The following is a 21,981-nucleotide window of genomic DNA, read 5'->3' as shown; positions in this document are numbered from 1 at the left end:
GTCCGGCGGGGTGGGTGCGCCTTCCGCTAAAATGGAATACAGGTGCGCCGGGAAGTCTGGTCGGCAACAGTTTTGTCGACCCCACACTCCCCAAGGAGCCACATGGCGAACCGCCCGCACCCCGCTGCCCCTTCGAAGGTTTTCAGCCGCTCCAGCTTTCCCGAGTACCAACGGATCCTGGCTATTCTCCGCACTGAAACAGTTGGTGGCGCACTTTTGCTCGCCGCCACGGTGGCCGCGCTAGTCTGGGCAAATTCACCCCTTGCCAATGGCTACTTCGCACTGCGCGATGTCAAGATCGGCTACGCTCCCTGGCATCTGGAATTGAGCTTGGGCCACTGGGCCTCGGACGGGCTCTTGGCCGTTTTCTTCTTCATCGCGGGGCTGGAGCTCAAGCGTGAATTCGTGGCAGGGGAACTGCGGAAGCCAGCAAAAGCGATCGTCCCGGTGGCGGCAGCGGTGGGCGGCGTGGTCCTTCCCGCGCTCCTCTACGTGGTCATCAACTTCGGCTCGGGCGCGGAAACACTCAAGGGTTGGGCCATTCCGACAGCCACTGACATCGCCTTCGCTTTGGCCGTCCTGGCGGTCATCAACACACATTTGCCTGCGGCGTTGCGGACCTTCCTGCTGACACTTGCAGTGGTGGATGACTTGATTGCCATCGGCATCATCGCGTTCTTCTACTCAAGCGGCCTCGAGCCCCTCATGCTCCTGGCGGCCGCCGTGCCGCTTGCCCTCTTTGCGTTTCTGGTCCAGAAGCGTGTCCGCAGCTGGTACCTCCTCCTCCCCCTGGCAGCAGCCACGTGGGCCTTCGTCCATGCCTCGGGAATCCACGCCACCGTCGCCGGGGTCCTGCTCGGATTCGCCGTGCCCGTCGTGGCCTCAGGCAAGAAGGGCGAGCCTGCGGCCGGCCTCGCCGAAAGCTTCGAACACCGCTTACGTCCCTTCTCCGCCGGCTTTGCCGTACCCGTTTTCGCGTTCTTCTCCGCCGGCGTGGCCTTGGGCGGCGCCGAGGGACTGGGAGCTGCCCTGCGCGACCCGGTAGCCATAGGGATTATCTTGGCCCTCGTGGCAGGCAAGACGGCAGGAGTCTTCGGCACCACATTCCTCATCACCAAGACCACCCGGGCGCGGCTGGATGACGGCCTGGCCTGGATCGACATCGCTGGGCTCGCCATGCTGGCGGGCGTCGGGTTCACCGTGTCCCTCCTGATCGCCGAGCTGGGCTTCGGCAGCGGGTCCCCGCACGATGACCACGCGAAAGTGGCCATCCTCGCCGGTTCCCTCGCCGCGGCGGTGCTCGCCGCCGTCGTGCTCAAAGCCCGCAACCGGCACTACCGCAACGTGGCGTGGGAGGAACAAAGAGACGACGACGGCGATGGCGTGCCTGACGTTTTTATCCGCGCGTGACGTGCCGGGGCGGCATACGAGTAGCCCCCATTTTAATTGGAGTAATGCCGCTTTCAAGTGGGGTGGTTGGCACGCTGTTTGGGCGGTATCGGCAGGAATACCTTGCTGCTATGGACGCGAATAGTATGGAACGAGTGTGGCATGGGGCCCACAGGAAAGCCCAAGAGAAGAAGAACTGGTCATTGATCTATGTTTGGGCAATTCTCGGTATCATGTCGATTTCGGTGCTCATCGCAGCGGTACCCAAATGATGCGATGACTAGGCCAACGGTACAAAAAAGCTCGGACCGGTTTTTCGGGTCCGAGCTTTTCTTTGCCTCGTACATTTCCCAACGTATATATAGGCGGCCGTGAACGCCGCAGCATGGCCGCGTTGAAGAATTCGGCCCTTACTGCACGAATCCCGCGACGGCGGCAAGAATTGTCGCGGCTACGAGGGCCAGCAACATTCCCACAACCACGAATTCCGCCCGGCGGACCCGGTGCTGGCTCTGGCGCCATTCGCGCCGGCTCTCCAAGGTAATCATGCTTCGAGGCTAAGTCCGGATGACTGCCCGAAATAGAGTGGACGGTACTCGACCTCGAACCACCCGCATTAGAGAGCCTGGGACACCCCTTGGCTCGCCTCAGCCTGGCGCAGCGCGTCCTCCGCAGCAACCCAAGCGAGCATGGCGCACTTTACCCGGGCAGGATATTTGGCAACGCCGGCCAGCGCGGCAGCGTCCTGGAGCAGTTCCTCATCCGCTTCCAGCTTGCCGCGCGAACGCATCAATTCCCGGAAATGATCGATCGTGTGGCGAAGGGTCCCCGGGGACATGCCCGGTGCCAATTCACTGAGTATGGACGCCGACGCCATCGAAATTGCGCAGCCGTCACCGTCCCAATGGATTCCCGTGACAGCTTGCCCGTCTCCGGCGGTGCCGAGACTCAGCCGGAGGGTGATTTCGTCACCGCAAATGGGATTGAGCTGGTGGCTCTGACCTGTGTGGCTCTGACCTGTGGCGGGGTCGCCCGTTCCGTCGGCCGGAAGCTTGGCAAGGTCTCCGCCGCTGCGGGCCTTGGAATGCTCGAGGATCAGCTGCTGATACAGGGAATCCAGGCCGCTCATGATGCGGCTCCGGCAGCGGTTACCCCGAAGTAAGGCCTGACCTGGGCAACGGCCTCCACCAGAAGGTCGACTTCCTCGAATGTGGTGTAGAGGTAGGTACTGGCCCGCGTGGAGGCGCTCAGACCCAGCCTGCGGTGCAAGGGCTGGGCACAATGGTGGCCCACGCGGACAGCGATGCCCAGGTCGTCGAGGTACTGCCCGACGTCGTGAGCGTGCACTCCTCCGACATCGAACGCGGCAAGACCGGTCCGTTCTTCCCCCGGCCGGGGGCCCAGCACACGGACCCCCTCGATGGCGCTGAGGCCCGTAACAAGCCGTTGGCCGAGCTCCGCCTCACGAAGGGCGATCCGCTGCATTCCCGTTTCGCTAAGGTAGTTCGCTGCGGCGGCGAGGGCGACAGCCTGCGAAATAGGCTGGGTTCCGGCCTCGAAACGCTGCGGGGCAGGCAGGTATTGGGCTTCCTCCATGGTCACGGTGGTGATCATGGAACCGCCGGTCAAGAACGGGGGCATGGCATTGAGCAGTTCGCTGCGGCCATAAACCGCGCCGATTCCCGTGGGACCCAGCATTTTGTGGCCGGAGAACACGGCGAAGTCCACGTCCATGGCCTTGAAGTCCAAAGGGAGGTGCGGAGCGGACTGGCAGGCGTCAAGGACCACCAACGCGCCTACTTGCCGCGCCATTCCGACCAACACGTCAACGGGGTTGATGTTCCCGAGCACGTTGGAAGTGTGGGTGAAGGCCAGGATCCGGGTGCGCGAGGTCATGAGGCGTGCTGCTTCCTCGAGACGCAGCGCACCGGTTCCGTCGAGGGGAATGTACTTTAGGCTCGCTCCGGTCCGCCGGCACAGTTCCTGCCACGGGATCAGGTTGGCGTGGTGTTCCATTTCGGTGACAAGCACTTCGTCGCCCGGCTTGAGGGCGAAGCGCCCGGCTTCCCCGCCCACCGGGCCCACGCTGGCGTTCGAAAACGAATAGGCCAGGAGGTTCAGCCCTGCGGTGGCGTTGGCGGTCCAGATCAATTCATCGTCCTGCACGCCCACAAAACGGGCCACGGTGGCACGCGCGTCTTCGAAGGCGTCCGTGGCCTCTACCGCAAGGTGGTGCGCGCCGCGATGGACGGCTGAGTTCCGCTGTTCATAGAATTCCTGTTCAGCCTCAAGCACGCTCCGGGGGTTCTGCGAGGTCGCGCCCGAATCCAGGTAGACCAGCGGTTTGCCATTGATTTCCTGCCCAAGAACGGGGAAGTCGTTGCGGATGCGACGGACTTCATCGTCGTCGAGTGCGGAAACCTGGGCATCTCCCCACGCGGGGGTGGAAACCATTGTCAAAACCGGTGCTCCTCGTTAGGACTACGTGGCAATCGCCAGCGGCTGACCGCCAGAAGTGGCGGCGTCACCTAGTAATTGTCCCACTAATCGGCTTCTCTGCCTTCATCCGCGGAGCGTTGGCCCTACTCCTCCGGCTTCGCCAACTCATCCCACAGTTCGGAAAGCTTCTGCCTACGTGACACTCCGAGCTTGCCGTAAACCCGCTGCAGGTGGGCGTTGACCGTGTTCACGGCGATACCCAATCGGGCAGCCACCTCCGCGCTGCTTAGGCCTGAGGCCACTAAGGCAGTCACTTCGCGTTCGCGCTGGGAAAGTTTGACGACGCCGGGAAGGACCGAGGACCCGGCCTCCGGACTGGCCGGGCGGGGCTCGTCGAAAACGAAAGCCTCCTCCTCGTCTGACCCTTGCTGAGGTTCACCTATGCTGAGCTGTCCTGTTCCCATTTCCTGTCCTGCTTCCTGTCCCGACGGCATGCCGGACTCGACGCTCCACACCAGCTCGGACACTCCGGCCCCCAGCTGTCGGTCTCCCCGGCTGCCGGTACGGGCCGCCAGGCCGAGATTCAACATTTCAAGCGCCCGGTGCCCCTTCTTGGCGGCAGACCCGGCAAGTTGGAGCAGTTTCCGGTGCGAGTGCTCAGCGCCAATCAGCACCGACCGGGCGGCGGACGAATAGCTTTCGGCTAGCTGCGAGGCAAGATAGTTCCCTCCGGTGGACCTCGAATCGTAGGCCGCCAGTGCTCGGCGTACCTGATTGACGTCGCCCAGCAACCACGAAGCCGCGGCAAGTCCGCCGAGGGCCGGGGGGAGGAGCCCTTCAGGGTCGGCTTCATCCAGCCGGGCCTTGGCTTGCCGGAACTGTTCACATGCCAGTTCCAGGCTCCCCTGCCTGGCAAGTACGAGTGCCCTGTAGAGATGCGCAGACCCGCCGAAATAGCTCATCCGGTTGCTGAAGCTTGAACTGCCGGCGCAGAACATTTCCGGGCCACCCCATTGCCCGCGCCAGATCAGATTGGACCCGTGGATCGTCAGCACAGTGGAGTGGAAGTCCACGGGGCACCGTGGCAGCCGCCCCACGGCTTCAAGGGCCAGCGTGGAAAGAGCGACGGCGTCCGCGAACCGTCCGCTGACGGCCAGCCCTTGGGAGACAAGCGCCATCAACAGCACGCTAGCCTGGGTGGGCGGTGGTGGATGGCCCTCAGTACGCATTCCAGGATCAACCAATTGGCTATGGGCAAGCCTTTGGAACAGCTCACCGTTGGCTGAAGGCCAGCTACCGTTCTGGGCGTCCAGATACAGCTGGAGAACGTCCAGTTCGTCCCGGACTGCAGACTCGCCAAGATGGGCTGGCTCGCCCGGTTGGATGCCGACGGCGGCAGCCTCCAGCCGCCGTCGGGCATCCTGGAGGACCGCCTGCAGGACACTCGCCCCGGGCGATGTCGGCAAAAGGGCATGCAGCAGAAGCCATACCGCGTGGGCGAAGTCCACGGTCAGGACGTCCGGGGTGTTTGCCACCAAACCCTTCAGGACCGTCACCGCCCCGGGGAAATCCCTTGTCTGGTAAAGCGCCCGTGCCAGTTCCACGCCGGCAACCAGTTCGAGCTCCGGTGCCCGCACCGCTTCCGCGGCCCGCCGGGCCCTCCGATTGTCGTGGATATCGTTTGCGGTAATGGCCACGGTCAAAAGATCAGCGTCGGGCACCGGCAGACCGCTTGCCTGTTCAAGGTCCACTCGACGGAACAGCGTCCAGAGCGAGTCATCAGCAACGGGTGAGCTCGTCGCGTAGATGCTCCGTCGAAGTTCGAGGATCCGTTCAGGTCCCAGCTGCTGCCGGGCCAGCCGCGCTTCGATGGCGTGGCTGAGGGTTGCCGTCTCCTGGCCGTCGTTCGGGACTCGGATCGTTCCGTCGGCCCGCAGCGCTTCGATCGCCCGCTTTTGGCCAAGTTGTTCAAGGACGGCCAGCGGTACTGGCTCCCCCACTGCCAGGATGTCCACGACTTGCCGCTGTGGTACGGAATAGCCCTCAAGCCGGTGGCGGGTCAGCTCGAGCGCTTGCGAGCCGTCCAGGCGGATCGGTCCGGACAACATCCACGAATCGGCCTGCTCCACGATCTCGCCACGCGCAGCGGCTTCGTCCAGCAGCAACTTCGCGGTCTGCAGGTTTCCTCCGGTGAGGGCATGGATGTCCCGGACCAGGCTGCGGGCAGCGCGTCCGCCGAGGCGATCATCAAGGAATTCGCGGAGCTGCTCCTGCGTGAGATCGTCCAGCGTCACCACGGACAGCTGCCGCGAAACCACGGATTCCATGAGTTCCATCCGCAAGGGACGGTCCGAGCGGTGGGTGGCAATCAGGCGGATGTCCGGTTCAACAAGCAACTGGCTCAGGAGCCAAAGAGACATGTCATCCAGGAAATCTATGTTGTCCAGGACCAGCAAGGCAGCGGATCCGGGTGTCGCTGCGCCACGCACTGCCTTGCGGCAAGCCGCCACGATGGAACCCGGCCGCACCTTGGCCCTGGCCGGCAGATCCGGAACAAGTGCCATGGCGATTCCAAACGGAATGTCCGCGAATGACTCCGAGACGTTGTGGGCGATCACGCTGAATGAACCGCTCAGCACTGAAGCCGCTGCGTCCAAGAGGGTGGTCATTCCGGAGCCCCCCGGCCCCGAGATGACTATCCCGCCCGGTTCCGGCCCTGACAAGGCAATGACAATCTCCTGGAGCTCCGCTGCCCGAATGATCGGGGGCGGGGTGTGGGTCCCTTCGGTATCGTCCATGGTCCTGTCTCATCATCGGGCCGCCGGACACACGTTCCTGACGGCAGTGGCACGGACCGGTGTCATTTCCACACGTTACCTTCGGGTTTCAGTCCTGGATTGAGTGGTAACTACTTGGTTTTCCGGGGCTACTTGCACGAACCATCCCGGCTCCACGGAGCCTCCCCGCGAGGTACCAAGGGCCCGTTTCCAGCCCGGCATTCCCGCCGGATTTACCTCCTCTGTTACCGCTCCGTGATCTGACTGTGTAAGCTGGTGCCGCAAGAGTAAGTTCCGGCTGGCTACTTCTGGGGAGTTGAAGCGCAGCCGATTTTCCCGACAACTCTGTCGTGCACGCCATTTGGCCGTGTACGGCACTGCGGCGTGTTCAGCTGCAGTTCGCCCTATCCATTGCCCAGGTCTCGTATGTCTATGTCCCCAACAGATATGTCACCCAAAATATGAAACACCTGTTCACAGCACTCGTCGCCGTGGCGCTCCTTGCCTTCGGCGGGTTCGCCACCATCTCAGCTGTCCAGTCATCACACAAATCCTCCTATCAGGCCGGCGACCGCAGTTCATATTCGCGGCCGAGCTCATCGCCTTCCGCTTCATCCGCGCCAACGCGGACCGCCACGCCGGCACCGACGCCGACGCCGACGCCCAGCAATGTTCCGGCCGCGGCGCCGTCGAGCACTCCCGCTCCAGCCGCACCGGCTCCAGCCGCAACAGCCGCCGGCGCGCCCGCACCAACGGCAGCGCCCCTGCCCGTCACGGGAACTTATCCCCTGCACACCAACATCGTGAGCACCACCTTCTGGGTCGGCGAGATCTTCAACGCCAGCCTCTCGGACGGCTCCCAGGTCTGCTCCACTTACAACGGCCAGTGGGCTTTGCAGCACACCGGCGTCAACATGGGAACCACTCCGTCCAGCGCGAGCGGTTGCCCAGGCAGCACCTACGGCGGTTGTGACGGAGTCAGTTCCGGCACCGGCACGAGCTTCCAGTGCGCCACGGAACAGCGCGTAGCCAGCAACGGGTACTTCCCGCTGCACCAGGCCAAGCCTTTGCAGAACCCGTTCTACTTGGATCTGCCTTACGACGACGTCAATGACAGCGTCGCTTTCGCCGAGCGTTGCAAAGTGATTCCGTGGGCAGCAGCGGACAACGCCAAAACAGGCGTCAACCACTGCGCGGATTCGAGCTACAGCTACATGAAGAACGCATGGGTCCAGATCACCGGCCCGAACGGCGGCGTTTGCTACGGACAAGTTGAAGATGCCGGCCCCTCCAGCGGTTCGCTCTACCACGATTCCGCCTACGTGTTCGGTGCGAACAACGCCCGTCCCGCCAACAAGTCCTTCTCGGGCGACCCGAGCCAGGGTGCAGGCATGGACGTTTCCCCTGCCCTGAACGGTTGCCTCGGTTTCGCCGAGCTAAATGGCGACAATGACCATGTATCGTGGCGTTTCGTTGATCGCGCCAGCGTGCCCGCCGGTCCGTGGCTCAACGTTGTCACCACTTCGGGAGTTGCCAACTAATATCGCGGGACCTGCGGGTCCGCAGGACGCTACGCCCTCCGGGAGCGTCGGACGCCCATGCCACACAGCCGCAATGGCTGCCTGGCATGGGCGTCCGCATGTCCGCTTACGAGGCCAACGACTGTGCCCTAGCCTGTCCGCACTACGGAAGGCCCCGGCGTCGCGATTTCCTGGGGTTGGCGTTGGATCCGCCGGACGGGACTGACCCAGACTCCCGAGGAATTCGACGAGTACGCCCTGGGCAAGACCTGGAGGCAGATGACCGCGTCCAGGATCCGCATCAGCGGAAAGAAGGGCGCCATCAACAGAAAGCGCGGGTTGCGCATCGAAACAGCGGCAAGGACTGTCAGGAAGAGGTCCGGCAGGAAGACTCCGATGAGAACGTCCTGAGGCCGAAGAACGCCCGACAGGAAGATAAAAACTTCCGATCGATTGCCAAAAATCCACACTTCGACCGCAGCGAGGGAAGATAGCAGGAATGCCGGCACCAGAAGCACGAAGAAGAGGCAGCTGGCTACGAGCTCAACAATGTACAGTCCCAGGACAAACCAGAATCTGCTGAACTGCAGGCCGTGCCGCCTGACGGTCTGCCAGAAACCAAGTATCCACCGCCGCACCTGCTTGATGTAGTCCTTCAGGTTGTCCGGATCCTGGGTGTACGCAACAGCCGCGGAGGGATGGAACGCGATCCGTCCCAGTTTCTTCGCATGGATTTCAAACGTCATATTGAAGTCTTCGATCACCAGTCCGGGCGCCAGGACCTCTATCTTTGCGAGCGCGCTGGTTCTGTACATGCTGGCAAATCCAGGCACAATGGAGACGACATTGGCGCCCTGCGCTGCCTGGCCATACTTGAGCAGCAGTTGGACCACAATGTACAAACGCTCCCGGTACGCCACCAGGAAGCGGCCGATCGCCGTCGGAGGCGCCGGGCTCATGATCGACTTGGCGCGTCCCGCGACGGCGACCACGGTGGGATCGTCAAACAACGGCAGCCCGGTTTCGAGGTAGTCCGGCGTCGGGCGGGTGTCTGCGTCCAGGAGCATGACGACCTTGAACCGCCTACACAGATCGAAATGGGCGATGCCCGCGGCGAGTGCGCCTGCCTTGCCACGGTTCGGTTCGAGGTCAAGGACCTTCACACCTGCGGCCCGCGCAATGGCGGCCGTGTCATCAGTGGACATGTCCGAAACGACGTGGATGTTGCGTCGCGGGACCAAAGCGGACGCAGCGAGGATTGTCTCCCTGATGACCAAAGCCTCGTTGTGTGCGGCCACGAGGACCGCGACGTTCGCCGCGTAGATCCGCACCCCCTTCGAACGATGGCGGGCCCGTTGACGTCGAGGGATCGGCACCTTGCCGCCGCGCAGCAGGGCGATCCACCTGCGGATCCGGGAGGACAACCCCTGGACCCGCCACCACTCCTCACCGGTCAGGCGGACCAGCCCGGCAATCGACCAAAAGATCGTGCTTACCCCCAGAACCAAAAAGATCGAAAGAACTATCACGGCGACGGAGCTCCCACTGTGTCGTACATTTCGTAATCATCGGTAGCAAGCTGGCCATCGCTGAAGAGGTTCATTCCAAAGCTGATGGCCTCGGCTCCTGCCGGAACGGGCGGCGTATCCCAGATCGCCTGCTCATAACTGGTGTTGGCCGCGAACCACGGACTGGCCGTCCAGTAGGTCCACGTGCCCAGCTTGTTGCGGTAATACAGTTCGAACTGGGTCTTTGCAGTGGACTGGTACCACGCCCTGAGCGAATAGCTGTGGCCGGCGCTCACGCTCGGAGCGCACGCTCCCAGATCGAGGACGGGAAGCAGTTTCGCGTCACCGGACGAATATTCGCTCACGTCCAGGCGACGGGCCACCGCACCACTGTGTCCCGGAGTCAAGGTGCTCAGGACCACGGCATTCTTGCCATAGGACGATACCTGCCAGCATTGCGGCAAGCCATACTTTCCAGCGGTTTCCAGCCCCGGATTCCGAAGTGCGTTCTTCCCAGGTGCTGCCGGCGCCGCCGCAGGACCGTCCACCACGGGTTTCGCCACGCCGCCGATCACGTCATGTACCGTCCGCACAGCCATGGTCCCTTGTTGGGTCCTGGCCGCCAGCCAAGTGGCGAATTGTTCGAACAACGCGGGGCTGATAGAGCGGAGACTGCCGCTGCTGTCGATGTCGTAGAAGGTCAACTGCAGCCAGCCCCCGGCCTTTTCGGCCTGCGTTACTGTCGCCTCAAGGTCGGCCAATGTCCACTTGCTGCCGACCTCCGATGTTGCCTTTGTCCGGAACAGGTCGGCTGGGCGGACAGTTTCCGCGGCCGCGCAGCCCGTGCAGTCGATCGGGGTGGTTATCTCACCGAGTCCACGCGCGCTGTTGTAGCCGCATCCGGCGACCTGTTCTTCCGACTTCGGCGTTGAAGCCGCAAATGGATAGGCAAAAGAGGTGACCTTGAAGCCCCAATCCGTGAGGTTCACCCGATCGTTGCAGATCTGCCTCGAGGCTTCGTCCGGCTCTATCGAGGTCACATCGGCAAGGGTGACCGTATGGCCACCGATTTCATTCTGATCAGCGGCCAAGCTGTGGAGATTGTCCGTTGTCATGTAGTCAGGCGCGCCAACAAAGCCGGAGTCGATGAAAAAGGTGCCCCGGAGGCCGTGGTCCTTCAAGATGCGGGCCGCCTCCATCTGGCTTGACCGGCCCGCATCAAACGTCAGGCTGACGGATGAGAGCGGGGCGGCAGAAGGTGTGGGGTTGGCGGTCCCGGATGCGGAGGGAGCCTGGCTTCCGTTGATCAGCGATGTGGCGCCCGTCAACAAGAGCAGCACCGACACCCAAGAGGCAGCCCATAGGCCTACCCGCTTCCTCGACGTGCGGAGCGGGCCGGATGCGATGCCCTTCCCCCGGGGACTCATCGCCAACCCGCGCTGCCGCGGTTCCTGAAGGGGCCGGTGGCGACTGGGGGAAGCCTCGGTCTCAAAGGCTTATTCACCACCGGCCCCCGCTCAGGGGCCCTCTCTATGAGGGCGCGCTGCCGTCCGGCAGCGCCGTCACTCGGCGCAGGATCGATGGGAGGGACCGTGCTGAATCCCCCAAGAGCAGGCTCGAACTCCAGGTAAACGCCTTCTCGGATAAATCCGCCGCGTCCTGTTGCCGCTCGGACCAGAGCGTCCGTTTCCATTGTGAGACCTGTCTTTCCCCCGTTGCCCTCCACCAACTGACACCATCAGCGTATGAATTGCGGCGGCGACGGACACGAGTAGGCTCTACCCGTCTTTACACTCAACCTTGACGTCCGGACAGCGCCACTACTCGTGCGCTTCGCGCGAAAAACACCGGGATCAAAACCCCGGGCGGGGCAGGGGCGAATCCGATCTGTTCGTGGTCAAATGGTGCAATCAGGGCAGTCGGAGTTTAAGGATGGCGGAAGAGCGTGTCCAGGAAGCAGGGAGGCGGCACGTCCGTTTCGGCTGAGGCGGGCGGCGTGCGCGATACCCGCCGCCCGCCACCGCCGGCCGATGGACCTCTCCGCCGGCTGTCAGGTTTCGCCCGGGCCTGCATTGCCGCAGTCCTTGTGGTGCTGGGGATGGGAGGAATCCTCGTGTGGCGGTTTACTACGGACGCAAACGGTTCCCTCGAGCCCCCGTGGTTTTCCGGCTATGTCGACGTCACCGTGGTCCCTCAGTACGCTTTCGAGTCACCCGTGGGCGAGGGCACCAAGAATGTCACGCTGGCGTTCGTGGTGGCAATGGCTGGACAAGCCTGCACACCGAGTTGGGGCAGCACGTACAGTCTCGATGCTGCGAAGACTTCGCTCAAGCTCGAAGAGCGTATCGCCAAGCTGAGGTCGAACGGCGGTGCCTTCGCTGTGTCTTTCGGCGGCTCGGTGAACAGTGAGCTCGCCAACTCCTGCCAGAATGCAACAGATCTGGAAAGGGCCTACCGGGCCGTGTTGGAGCGCTACAACCCCGCAACTATCGACTTTGACATCGAGGGCGACAACCTGGCGGACAGCGCAGCCTGGCAGCGCCGAGCCGCAGCCATCGCTGCCCTCCAGAAGGAGCGGATCAAGGAAGGGCACGCCCTTTCAATCTGGCTGACCCTTCCGGTCACCCCGCAAGGGCTGACCGACGCCGGAACATCAGCTGTTGACCAGATGCTCGCCGCCGGCGTCCAGCTCTCCGGGGTCAACATCATGACCATGAACTACGGTTCAAGCCGGAGTCAATCGCAGAGCATGCTCGATGCCGGAACCTCGGCGGCCCAGTCCACCCACGATCAGCTCAGCATCATCTATCAGCGCGCAGGAACGACCCTTAACAGCGAACAGATCTGGGGAAAGATGGGATTGACCCCCATGATCGGCCGGAACGATCTCCCAGGCGAGATATTCGACCTCGATGCGGCTCGCGGATTGGACTCCTTCGCCATCAGCAAGGGAGTTCAACGAGTGTCCATGTGGTCCTTGAACCGGGACGTGTCGTGCCCGCAGGACACCCCTGAGGATCCGGCCAGCCACGTGTGTAGCGGGATCGATCAAGGAACCCAACGCTTCTCCGACTTGTTGAGTGCGGGATTCCACGCCAAACTGCCTTGACCCCGCCGATTAACAGGCGGTCATGCCTGGCTTGGACGTTCCGCCCTGTTCTGGTCCTTGGCTTCGGCCGGGCGGGCAAGGTGCTTCCCGTTGCCGTGTCGAAACAGCTTCTTAAGCCACTGCATGACTACCTCCAGTTTTCGAGGGACTGCCCATACCGGATTGCTTGGACGGCCCCGGCGGCCGGTGCTACTTCACTTGGCTGGACGTGACGATTTTCAGCCACGGTCCCGCGGGAACCTGGTCCCGCGGCACGAACTGCCAGTCGACTTTGTCCGACTCGCCGTCAAGCTCGGAGAAGCCAAGGCACCCGTTAAGCGCAGGCGAGACATCCATTCCGGCTCCGTTGAAGTTCTTGTTGACTGGACGTGCATCATTGGAGCCGAAAACATAATTTTTGTCGTGATATTGCCCCGGACCGGCATCTTCAATCTGTCCGTAGCATTCGCGATTGCCCATCCGGATCCTGACCCACTGGTTCTTCATGTAGCTGAAGGAACGGTTCTGGGCGTTGCCCGCGAAACCTGGATCGTTGGCCCACGGAATGACGCTGGCCCGTTCGGCGAACGCGGTGGGATCGTTGACGTCATCGTAGGGAAGATCGAGGTAGAACGGGTTCTCCTTCGGAGTCATGCTGGTGGGCGCGTATCCTTTGGCCTGCGTTCTCGCCTCGGTCTTGCAGCCGTTCGTCACGACGCCGTCACAACCTCCGTAGCTCTGCATCCATTGGGAATCGTATGTCGACATCACTTGGCTCCCATCTGCCGCCTTGGGATCAAAGATCTCGCCAACCCAGAAAGTCGTGGACACGATCCCGGTGTGCCAGGGATACCGGCCGGCTGTCGCGGCTGATTGTGTCGGACCCGGGGACGGACCTGGACCGGTGCAGGCCGCCGTCAGCAGGGCCAGGACCGCAAGGACAGACACTCCGCCCCGGTTGTGGCGCCTCGGTCCGGATGCTGGGCGATTCACATCATGCTCCTGGAAAAGGGTTCGTCGGATCTTTCCTTGGACAGGGTCAGGCGACCGGTCAGCGCACACTCCGCGCACCCAGCCGCCTGTCCAAACGATGTAGGCTTTCCTGTCACTCGGTTCAAGATGCGAGGGTGATCTTCCAACCCGCGGGATCCAGGACTTTTGCCGGTTTGTAGTCGGCCGCGACGTTGAGGATGATTTCATCCAAGGTGGTCTTCGGCTCGAAGCCAACAAGCCCGAAGGACTTGCTGTTGTCCGGGACCCGCCGGCGCATGTCTTCGTAGCCTTCCGAGTACGCCTGTTCATAAGGCACCAAGGTGATGGTGCTGCCGCTCCCAAGGAGTTCGACAATCCTCTCGGCCAACGTCAGGATGGAGATCTCGTAGCTACCACCGAGGTTGTACGCATTTCCGTAGGCAAGCGGTTCCTCGGAAATACGGACGATGGCGGGAACGATGTCGCCGACGTAGGAAAAGCACCTGGTCTGGTGGCCGTCTCCGAATACGGTCAGGGGCTCCCCGACGAGCGCCTGCCGCACCAGTCGCGGAACAACCATTCCGTACCGGCCCGTCTGCCGCGGGCCTACCGTGTTGAAGAGCCGCACGATGGCAACCGGCAGCCCGAATTGGCGCCAGTATGCGTGCGCAAATGCTTCGTCAATACCCTTGGCCGCAGCGTACGTCCACCGGGATTTGAGCGCGGATCCCAGGATGCGGTCCGCTTCCTCCGAGAGGCTGTCCGAGGTGTTTTTGCCGTAGATCTCGCTCGTGGATGCCAGCAACAGCGAGGCACCTGATTCCAGGACCGAGTCCAGGACCACTTCGGTGCCGTGGATATTCGTGCGGAGGCTCTCCAACGGGTGGTCGACAATAAGATTCACGCCAACCGCGGCGGCCAGGTGGAAGACCCTGTCGGCACCCGCAACCACCTTGTCCACAGCGTCACGGTCGAGGATCGTACCCTCGATGAAGTGGAAGTTCCTGTGGCCGATGACGCCTTTGAGATTCTCCAAGCGTCCGGTCGACAAGTTGTCCAGCACGGCGACTTCGTCCCCGGCCGCCAACAAGTACTCAACAAGGTGGCTTCCTATGAACCCGGCACCGCCGGTTATTGCTGTTTTCATTACTCCTGCTTCCGTCGAAAACCTGGTGGATCTAGAGCCGGGTTACGTTATCGGCCTTGGGCAAGCGGTACGTCGTGTCCAGGACTGCTGGTGCTCCGGCCAGCCAGCCAAGTTCCATCTGGCTGTGCCTCGTGTGCAGGATCACCAGGTCCGCACCCCAGTCAGCAGGCGATTGCTCGGATTGGAGTGTCCCGCCGTGACCGTCGGGCGCCGTCTGGCACCAAGGATCGGAGAATGCCACTTCCGCCCCGTCGGCGATCAAGGCGGCAATGATTTCCAACGCCGGGGATTCCCGGAGATCTTCGACGTCGGGCTTGTACGCGACCCCGAGCACCATGACGCGGGCACCGGCAATACCGTGGTTGCGGTCCGACAGGATTCGGCGGGCCTTCTCCACCACCTGGTGCGGCCTGCCTGCAATCCCAGCCATCGCTTGCTCGATCACCGGGGCCGTCAATCTGGCTTTGCGTAATTGCCACAGCAGGTAGTGCGGGTCGCACGGTATGCAGTGTCCGCCGACTCCGGGACCGGGGGTGAACGCCATGAAGCCATACGGCTTCGTGGAGGCCGCATCGATGACGTCCATGACTTCCATGTTGAGTTCGTGGCAGATATCAGCGAATTCGTTGGCCAAAGCGATATTGACGGCCCTGAAGGTGTTCTCCACGAGCTTGGTCATTTCGGCGACGTCCGCAGACGGCACAACGTGGACCAGCTTCGTGCTGGCGCTCAGGAGCCGTTCGGCAACTTCGCCGCAGGCCGGGGTCACGCCGCCAACTACCCGGGGCACGTCTTCGTGGGAGAACGAATCCACGCCAGGATTGATGCGCTCGGGCGAGAAGGCCACGAACACGTCACGTCCCGGAATGAGTCCCCTCGCAGCCAAGGGCAGAGCCAGAAGGTCACGCGTGGATCCGACGTAGGTTGTAGAGGTCAGCATCAGCAACTGGCCGGTGGTGGCGAAATCGACCACCGAGGCGCAGGCCGCCCGAAGAATACCGAGGTCCGGAACCAGGTACTCGTCTACGGGGGTGGGAACGCACACAACCACTGCCGCCGCGTGGGCAAGCAACGACAAATCGCTGCTCAGCATGAAGGTCGGGTCCAGCAGCGCGTTGCTGAGCCGTTCCCTGTCGGAGTCCAGAAGATCTGCCCGTTGCTCCCGGATCACGGCCAGGCGGGCGTCGGACACGTCAAGGCCGAGAACACGCCGACCCGAGGCGTTGATGGCCAGGGCCGTGGGCAGGCCGACATAGCCCATGCCTACGATCGCCACGTCGAAAGTAAAAGCCTGGTCCTGTGTGGTTGTCCGTGTTCCCGCGCCCTCCGGCCAAGCTGGTGCCTGCGTGTGCAAGGACTGCGAGCTCCCGCTGGGCTCTGCCTTGAGGGTCTTTACCTTCGTGTTCGGTGCCATGGTCAGTCGACCTCCCGGTGCCTGTTGTCTCCAGTGTGAAAGAAAGCCGGCGGCGAAACGGGACGTGCCCTGGTCTCAGAGGGCACATGACCGCCCGCCGCCGGCTCGATTGTGGGGGTACCCGCCGAATGCGGGAGACCGTTTGCATTGGAGTTGACTTCTCGCCGGATCCCCGGGTGGTTTTCCTGAAGCAAAGAATTCTTCCTGCGTTTCATCTTGAGACCCACTTATCCCCAAATGAGTGGCGGTTGCCATCAGGAAAAGCGTATTAACGAACCCCTAGGGCGGGCGCGAGTGGGCTCTACCCGTCTTTGGATGCGCGGTCCCTTCCGAGGCCATTGACTACCCGTCCGAGCACTTTTAACCACTCGATTCAGTACTCGCTTTTACTCCTCGCGCCCTTTTGTTGGAGAGCACGACGGCGGAAGGCGGCTTCCGGGGAGCGGTCACCCGATCGCAGGGGGCAAGCGAGTCGCGCGGGCGGCTAGCCCACGCCCTGCGTGCCGTGGGCACCGTTCATCAAGTCTTCCCGGTGGCTGATGCCAAGCTTGGCAAACATTCGGTACAAGTGGCCTTCAACGGTGCGCAACGACAGGCCCAAGCTGAGCGCAATGTCCTTGTTGCTCGATCCCGACTGCACGAGCGTTGCGATTTCCTGTTCGCGCCGGGTCAGCTTCTGGAGATCCGGGGAGACTCCTTCAACCGCCGGGCCGGCCTTGTCGAGGGCAGCGGTGCGGCGCTTGAGGAGCCGCTGTCCCTCGAGCTGGCGCGCCTTGTCTCCCCTGCTTTCCAGGATCCGCAGGGCGTGGCTGGCGCAGTCAGCGGCGGCAAGCTCGAGCCCGTCCCTGGCTGCCGAATCACTCAGCTCAATGAGGCGATCCGCGTCCTTGTGCGCGAGGGCAATCCCGACGCTCAAGGCGAACTCCGCAGTGCGGCCTTCGCTGCCCTCGGCTACTGCTATCAGCCGACGCGCCACACTGGGGTCTCCCAGCCTCAGGACCAACATCAGGATTTCTATCTCGGCGCCGATGGCTCCGTCCGCGGCCGCGGAATCCGCAAGGGACATGAGTCTCGCGATCGCTGTTTGCGTTCCGGTATGCTCGGCTCGCGCTACTGCCGCGTGACCCTGTGCCAGCAGCGACGGATGCACGCCTTCCCGCATCAATGCGTCGTATTCGTTTGAGTACGTCATCGCAGTATCCCGGCGTTTCAGGATCGACGCCGCGTACGCGGCGGCAGCAACGGCGTCGGGCAGGTCGCTTCCCATGTCGGAGACACGAAGCATGCTGACCGCTTGGCGAAGCCTTGGCAGCGCCACCCCCAGGTCTCCGCGGCGCAGGTCCACCATTCCCGCAGCCAGGTGGAACATCCCGCCTGAATAGATCAGGGAGTTCGGTGCCTGGGAAACATGGTTCTTGAGGAACGCTTCGAGGACGCCGAACTCGCCTGCCTGTTGCAAGGCAAGGATGTAGCGACGCATCACCATCCCGGCGTACTGGAGGCTCCAGTCGCCGCTCGTGGCGACCATCTCCTGTATCTCCATCAGAATCTGGATGGCGGAAACCGGCCGTCCAGTGACGGCCATGGCCTCTGCGAGGAGGGTGCCCGCGACGAGGCGGGACTCGTCGTCGTCCGTTTCTTTCCAGATCTGGCGGAGCTCACGCTCCGTCTCGATGTGGTGGCCTTCGGTTTGGCGGCCTTCCAGCGAAAGGAGCCTGCTTCCCAGCTTCCCGCGTTCCAGCTCGTCCGGGTCGATGCCCTGACGGGATTCGGCGAGCCTGGCCAGGGCTGCTTCCCATTCGTACGCTGCCTGTTTGATGGCGTTCGGCCCGACGCCTTGTCGCCCGGCAAGCTGGGCCGCCAACATCGATGCCTGCCGGACCGTCCGCGGATCATTTGTCCGATCCACGACCCCTGCAAGCGACGACACCGCGCCCCGGATGTCGCCCCGGTACCATTTGGCCCGCGCCACCTCCACTTGGGCGGACAGCCTCAGGGAAGGATCCTTGATTGCCCCGGCTACCCGTTCCACGTAGCTGGGGATGAACAACCGGTTGGCCAGCTGGGCCGCTTCCAGGATGTCGGAGTCCGGAATCTCGGTGCCGGATTCCAATCCCCAGGAGACGTAGCGCAGCAGTCCGTCCATGGTCTGGGGCTTGGACTCCATGAGGTTCACGATGCGCCGCCGGATGGTCATGCTGTGGGCGGTCGGGACCAGTTGGCGAATCACTTCGCCAACCAGCGGCTGGGCCAGCCGGACATGCCGCTCGGGGTCGGACGCGATCTCGATGAAATGCAGTTCCTGCAGTTCATCCACGGCGCTGGAGTCGCTGGCCTGTTGCACTACATTCAGCGGGACGGGCTCCGCCAGTGCCACGGTCTCCAGGGTCTCACGCTGCGCGGCTCCCAGCATCAGGATCTGGTTCCGGACAAGGTCCATCAAACGCACGCTGGTCCCCCGGAGCTCGCCCGAAAGCATCCAGGCGTCGTTGCGGCAGACCAATTGGCCCAACGATTTTGCGTGCTCGACGAGTTCCAGCAGGAACATCGGGTTTCCGCCGGAGTACTTGCAAAGGACGGCGCTGGTGCCCTGGACGACGGGCGCATCCAAGGCCTGGGCGCAAAGTTGGTTGACTTCCTGCTCGTTGAGCGGCTGCAGGTCGAATCGGTCCACGAGCCCTTCGGACCACATCGAGAAAACCTCCGCCGGCGGCGCGGGATACGGACGGCACAAGAACACGACTTTTGCGGCTTCCGCTGCCGCCAGCTGTGCCAGGACAGCCACGCTGCTGTCATCGATGTGATGTGCGTCTTCCACGATCAGCACGGCCGGGGCCGGATGCGGCTGTCCTGCCGGGTTCAACGCCGCAACTACGGCCCTCAGGACCGACAATGGTTCGTTGATCTGGCTTGGGGTCAAAGCCGTCAGCAAGGGTGCCAAGGCAGCAAACGGCACAGAGGCCAGAGTGGGGCCGGCAAAGACCCTGAACGGGCGGACGCGTTGCCCCAATTCATGGACCACTTCGTTAATCAGTGCCGTCTTGCCGATGCCCGCGTCACCGAAAAGCAGGACCCCGGGACCATTGGCGTCAAGAAGGCAGTCGACGACGGCTGCCATCACGTTGTATCGTCCGACGAGCGCATCGGCCGCAACCACTTCAGTCATTTCGCACCACCTTCGACGTTGCCAAGCGCGAAGCTCAGCTCGGAGCGTTCAACGATTTTCAGCTTGCCGAAGATCTGGTAGAGGTGCCCCTCCACCGTGCGAACTGAAACATGGAGCTTCGCAGCGATACCCTTATTGCTCTCCCGGTTCGCCGCCAGCTTGGCGATCTCCATCTCGCGGGCAGTCAGCTTCAACCCCTCTTGGTTGCCGCTTTGCGGGGTGCGCAAGCGCTGCCGGCACGTCTCCGCGAGTTGCCGCGCCTTCCTGAGGGCCGTCTTGTCCAGCTGAACCTGGTCCAAGTGCAACACTGTCTCAGCGATGTCGAAGGCGAACCTGTCGTTCTGCATGCCTTCGGCCAACCGTGCCGCCTCAAGAAGAAGCTCTGCGCTTCCGGACATCGTCGCCCGCGCATACGCAACGCACAGTTCGGCGAATCGTCCCTGGCACCGGAGGGCCGAGTCCAACAGCCGTGGGGCGGCTGCAACTGCGCCAAGCCGAACCGCTGAACTGAGGCAAAAGATCTCGTGCCCGGGGGCGCCTTCGTCCCGGTCGGCGTCGGCCAAGCGCAGGAGTTCCTCGACGGCGGCCTCCGGGCCGTCGACCCGGTCCCGGGCCAACGCCGCGAGGTACCTCTTCGTCCGCTCCTTGCGCCACGTCGGCCGGCGCGGCTGGGTGGAAGCTTCCTTCAGAAAGCGCATGGCCTGCTCCTGCATACCTTGCAAGGCCGAGGCGTAGGCCGCCGCCGTGCAGGCGACATCCAGCATGCCCTCGTTGTCCTGGACCCGCAACTGGCTTATCACCGGAATGAGAGCGTCCAAACCGTCCTGGCCCCGCCCTTGCAGGCACCGGAAGATCGCTTTGGGAAGATCGATCGCCGTGGGCAGTGCCTCGGCCGCGGAAACCAGGAGGTCATCGCCTGGTTGGACCATTTCCGCCTCTTTATCCCACCGTCCTGCAAGGACGAAGGCGAACCGGAGCCGCGATGTGGCGCGCCGGGCTGCGGCGACCGACACTGCGGGATCATGGCAGTCAGCCATCAGCTGTTCCGCCATGTCCGCCGCCTCGGATTGCCGTCCCGTCAGGGCCCACGCCTCGCACAGCCAGCTTCCCGCAAGGAGGCGGAATTCGGTGCCGTGCGATTCAAAGTCTTGAAGGACCTCTTCCAGTCTTGCTGCCATCTCGCCGTAGGAACCCGAATAGCTGGCTGCCTGCGATTCGGCCAGGACAAGTTCCTCCCGCAAGGCGGCGATGTCCTGTCCTTCGCCGATTTCGTCGTCGAGCCGCTGGCGGACGTGGGCCAGCGTTTCGCACGCTTGCGCCGTAGTTTCGGGAAGGGCCAGAAGGACCGCGGCCTCGGCCAGCTTGAGCCGGACCCATTCGGCAAGGGTGGATTCATCCCCGGGTTCCTCCAAATGAAGACTCAGCAGGTCCCTGGCACCGGCGACGTCACCCAGGGTCATCATCGCCCGGGCTTCCTCGGCTATTGCCCCCGGCACGGTTGCGTGGCCTGGAATGGACCGGACCAGGCGCAGGGCCAGCCGCGCATCAAGTTGCCGGTTCGCGGTCGCGGCAGCTTCAAGCGCCTCTTCCCTTCCCAGCTGGGCGCCGCAGTCCAATGCCCACGCGGCCATGGATAGCAGCATCGGGCGTTGGCCAAGGGCCGGATCCATCGACCTAAGGAGCAGGCCCCGGAGTTCGTTGCTGCGGCCAGGGGGAACATTCGCCCGGACCACGTCACCCACCAGCTGGCTTTGGAGCCGGGCCATCCTGGGCAGCGAATCGTCGACGACGAGGATGCTCCTTTTTTCCAAGGAGTCCACATCGTCCGCCGGAGCCAGCGCCAGCAGGGATTCCAGGGGCACGGCCCTTGCCAGGGAAAGGATCTCCAGGACTTTGCGCTCACCGTCGCCCATTCGCCCAAGCCGCGTGGTGATGAGGTCGGTGATCGCCCTGCCGTGCTGTTCGCTGCGGGAAGTCAGGACCCAGACGCCGTCGCTTTTCAGGAGCGAACCGGATTCGGCGAGCTCCGCCGCGAGCATCTTGAGGTAGTGGGGGTTGCCTCCGCTTGCCGTCCACAGGGCATGGGCGCCGGACGCAGAGACCTGTGCTCCCAGTCCTGCCTCGAGCCAAGCGTGCGATTCCTGGAATGTCAGTGGTTTGAGGTCTATCCGGTGCAGGAACCCATCACCGCAAAGCCGCGTGATCTCGCCGCAGAGGCGCTGCGGGTCCGTACAGGTGAGGACAAGCTGCGCAGTGCCGTTCCGCGCGAGTTGGGCCACTGTCATCGCCGCCAACTCATCAAGCTCGGCCGCGTTTTCTATGACCAGGTATACCGGCTTTCCCTCGGAGCGCTCACGGAGCAAATTGGTGAGCGCCGACAGCACCAGGACGGGATGCGCCAGGTATCCCGGGTCAAGGTCGCTCAAAAGGATATTGAGGGCGCCGTACGGTGATCTCGCCAACGCGGCGCTGCCCCGGATGACGACGACGAAAGAGCGCCCGCGTAGTTCGTTCACCGCGCGAGTAGTCAAGTAGCTCTTGCCGCTCCCCGACGGCCCCGT

The 21,981-nt window shown here is 63.1% G+C and carries 15 protein-coding genes; 3 read left to right on the top strand and 12 right to left on the bottom strand.

The genetic code is table 11. The features are described 5' to 3' along the window. Nucleotides 1-102: 102 nt before the first annotated feature. Complete coding sequence (gene nhaA / locus LFT47_RS06530; protein WP_236816366.1) at nucleotides 103-1,410, top strand: Na+/H+ antiporter NhaA; 1,308 nt, start codon at nucleotides 103-105, stop codon at nucleotides 1,408-1,410. Between the two features lie 389 nt (nucleotides 1,411-1,799). On the opposite strand, the gene LFT47_RS06525 is transcribed toward nhaA, so the two are convergent. From LFT47_RS06525 to LFT47_RS06505, 5 genes are all read right to left on the bottom strand, one after another. Then, the gene (locus LFT47_RS06525; protein ID WP_236816364.1) at nucleotides 1,800-1,937 is read right to left on the bottom strand and encodes a hypothetical protein; all 138 of its coding nucleotides are present in this window, start codon (nucleotides 1,935-1,937) and stop codon (nucleotides 1,800-1,802) included. 68 nt (nucleotides 1,938-2,005) lie between these two features. Then, nucleotides 2,006-2,518, bottom strand: coding sequence for a Fe-S cluster assembly sulfur transfer protein SufU (sufU, locus tag LFT47_RS06520; RefSeq protein WP_236816363.1), 513 nt, complete (start codon nucleotides 2,516-2,518; stop codon nucleotides 2,006-2,008). Next, the gene (locus LFT47_RS06515) at nucleotides 2,515-3,849 is read right to left on the bottom strand and encodes a SufS family cysteine desulfurase (RefSeq protein WP_236816360.1); all 1,335 of its coding nucleotides are present in this window, start codon (nucleotides 3,847-3,849) and stop codon (nucleotides 2,515-2,517) included. The genes sufU and LFT47_RS06515 overlap by 4 nt, the downstream gene beginning before the upstream one ends. Before the next feature lie 122 nt (nucleotides 3,850-3,971). Next, the gene (locus LFT47_RS06510; protein WP_236816358.1) at nucleotides 3,972-6,626 is read right to left on the bottom strand and encodes a helix-turn-helix transcriptional regulator; all 2,655 of its coding nucleotides are present in this window, start codon (nucleotides 6,624-6,626) and stop codon (nucleotides 3,972-3,974) included. Nucleotides 6,627-7,164: 538 nt separating this feature from the next. After that, entirely contained in the window at nucleotides 7,165-7,380 is a 216-nt protein-coding gene (locus LFT47_RS06505) for a hypothetical protein (protein ID WP_236816355.1), read from the bottom strand. A 28-nt stretch (nucleotides 7,381-7,408) separates the two neighbouring features. Here LFT47_RS06505 and LFT47_RS06500 point away from each other — a divergent pair, with 28 nt between their 5' ends. Further along, entirely contained in the window at nucleotides 7,409-8,146 is a 738-nt protein-coding gene (locus LFT47_RS06500) for a hypothetical protein (protein WP_236816354.1), read from the top strand. 128 nt (nucleotides 8,147-8,274) lie between these two features. On the opposite strand, the gene LFT47_RS06495 is transcribed toward LFT47_RS06500, so the two are convergent. Both LFT47_RS06495 and LFT47_RS06490 read right to left on the bottom strand, forming a co-directional pair. Further along, a complete protein-coding gene (locus LFT47_RS06495) occupies nucleotides 8,275-9,654 on the bottom strand; it encodes a glycosyltransferase family 2 protein (protein WP_236816352.1) in 1,380 nt (459 codons plus the stop codon). Further along, nucleotides 9,651-11,060 carry a polysaccharide deacetylase family protein gene (locus tag LFT47_RS06490; protein WP_236816350.1) on the bottom strand — a complete coding sequence of 470 codons (1,410 nt, stop codon included), beginning with the start codon at nucleotides 11,058-11,060 and terminating at the stop codon, nucleotides 9,651-9,653. Before LFT47_RS06490 ends, LFT47_RS06495 begins: the two co-directional genes overlap by 4 nt. Before the next feature lie 518 nt (nucleotides 11,061-11,578). On the opposite strand from LFT47_RS06490, the gene LFT47_RS06485 reads away from it, so the two are divergent. Beyond that, complete coding sequence (locus LFT47_RS06485; protein ID WP_236816349.1) at nucleotides 11,579-12,742, top strand: chitinase; 1,164 nt, start codon at nucleotides 11,579-11,581, stop codon at nucleotides 12,740-12,742. Between the two features lie 189 nt (nucleotides 12,743-12,931). On the opposite strand, the gene LFT47_RS06480 is transcribed toward LFT47_RS06485, so the two are convergent. From LFT47_RS06480 to LFT47_RS06460, 5 genes are all read right to left on the bottom strand, one after another. Then, the gene (locus tag LFT47_RS06480) at nucleotides 12,932-13,714 is read right to left on the bottom strand and encodes a hypothetical protein (protein ID WP_236816348.1); all 783 of its coding nucleotides are present in this window, start codon (nucleotides 13,712-13,714) and stop codon (nucleotides 12,932-12,934) included. A 121-nt stretch (nucleotides 13,715-13,835) separates the two neighbouring features. Continuing rightward, nucleotides 13,836-14,840: a dTDP-glucose 4,6-dehydratase gene (locus LFT47_RS06475; protein ID WP_236816347.1), complete on the bottom strand. Its 1,005-nt coding sequence runs from the start codon at nucleotides 14,838-14,840 to the stop codon at nucleotides 13,836-13,838. A gap of 31 nt (nucleotides 14,841-14,871) precedes the next feature. Further along, nucleotides 14,872-16,254 (bottom strand): nucleotide sugar dehydrogenase, encoded by a 1,383-nt coding sequence (locus LFT47_RS06470; protein ID WP_236816346.1) that lies wholly within the window; start codon nucleotides 16,252-16,254, stop codon nucleotides 14,872-14,874. Nucleotides 16,255-16,738: 484 nt separating this feature from the next. Continuing rightward, nucleotides 16,739-19,420, bottom strand: a complete 2,682-nt coding sequence (locus LFT47_RS06465; RefSeq protein WP_236816343.1) for a helix-turn-helix transcriptional regulator — start codon at nucleotides 19,418-19,420, stop codon at nucleotides 16,739-16,741. Beyond that, nucleotides 19,417-21,951 (bottom strand): helix-turn-helix transcriptional regulator, encoded by a 2,535-nt coding sequence (locus LFT47_RS06460; protein WP_336885431.1) that lies wholly within the window; start codon nucleotides 21,949-21,951, stop codon nucleotides 19,417-19,419. Before LFT47_RS06460 ends, LFT47_RS06465 begins: the two co-directional genes overlap by 4 nt. Between the last annotated feature and the right edge of the window lie 30 nt (nucleotides 21,952-21,981).

The sequence above is a fragment of the Arthrobacter sp. FW306-2-2C-D06B genome (assembly GCF_021789175.1).
Taxonomy (GTDB): Bacteria; Actinomycetota; Actinomycetes; order Actinomycetales; family Micrococcaceae; genus Arthrobacter.
This window is presented reverse-complemented; position numbering and strand designations above follow the sequence as displayed.